General features: G+C 64.7%; 1 pseudogene. It reads left to right on the forward strand.

The window, feature by feature from the left end:
• Window positions 1–1,233 (forward strand): annotated as a pseudogene (locus Q7T84_RS04095) (DNA-directed RNA polymerase subunit beta'); the annotation flags it as partial.

Consider the following 1,233-nt stretch of genomic DNA (forward strand, 5'->3'; position numbering starts at 1 on the left):
GGCGCAGATGAAGCAGCTCGCCGGTATGCGTGGTGCGATGGCCAAGCCTTCGCGCGAGATCATCGAGAGCCCGAGCATTTCCAACTTCAAGGAAGGCCTGTCGGTTCTCGAATACTTCAACTCGACCCACGGTGCCAGTAAGGGCCTCGCCGACACCGCGCTGAAGACCGCCAACTCCGGCTATCTGACGCGTCGTCTGGTCGACGTGGCGCAGGACTGCATCATCAACGAGGAAGACTGCGGCACCACCCGGGGCATCACCCTGCGGGCCGTGGTCGAGGGCGGCGACGTTCTCGTCTCGCTGGGTCTGCGGGTCCTGGGCCGGTTCGCCGCCGAAGACGTGAAGGATCCGGGCACCGGTGAGGTCATCTTCCCGGCCGACACCTACTTCGACGAGAACATGTGCGATCTCGTCGACAAGATCGGCGTTCAGTCGATCAAGGTGCGTTCGGTCCTGACCTGCGAAGCCAAGGTCGGCGTCTGCGGCGCCTGCTACGGCCGCGATTTGGCTCGTGGTACTCCGGTCAATATCGGTGAAGCGGTCGGCGTTATCGCCGCCCAATCCATCGGCGAACCCGGCACCCAGCTGACGATGCGGACCTTCCACATCGGCGGCACCGCCCAGGTGGCCGAGCAATCGTTCTTCGAGACCGGCAACGAAGGTGTCGCGCGGATCGTGGGCGGCATGACCGTCCAGGCTCCCGACGGCGAGTTCGTGGTCCTGAGCCGCAACCTGCAGATCATCGTGCAGGTCGATGGCAAGGACCGGGAAACCTACAAGCCGCCTTACGGCGCCCGCCTGCGGGTCAAGGAAGGCGACAAGGTCAAGCGCGGTCAGCGTCTGGCCGAGTGGGACCCCTACTCGAACCCGATCATTTCCGAAGTGGGCGGCAAGGTTCGCTTCGAAGACCTGGTCGAGAACCTGTCGGTCCGCGAAGAAGCCGATGAAGCCACCGGCATTTCGAACCGCGTGGTCATCGACTGGCGCACCTCGACCAAGGGTTCGGACCTGCGTCCGGCCATGTCGGTGATCGGTGAAGGCGGCGCCTACATGCGCATCTCCAACGGCGGGGAGGCGCGATACCTCCTGCCGAGCGGGGCCATTCTTTCGGTTGGCGACGGCGACGAGATCAAGCCAGGTGAAGTCCTGGCCCGCGTCTCGACGGAAAGCGCCAAGACCCGTGACATCACCGGTGGTCTGCCGCGCGTCGCCGAACTCTTCGAAGCCCGCCG

The organism is Phenylobacterium sp., from assembly GCF_030654915.1.
Classification (GTDB): Bacteria; Pseudomonadota; Alphaproteobacteria; order Caulobacterales; family Caulobacteraceae; genus Phenylobacterium.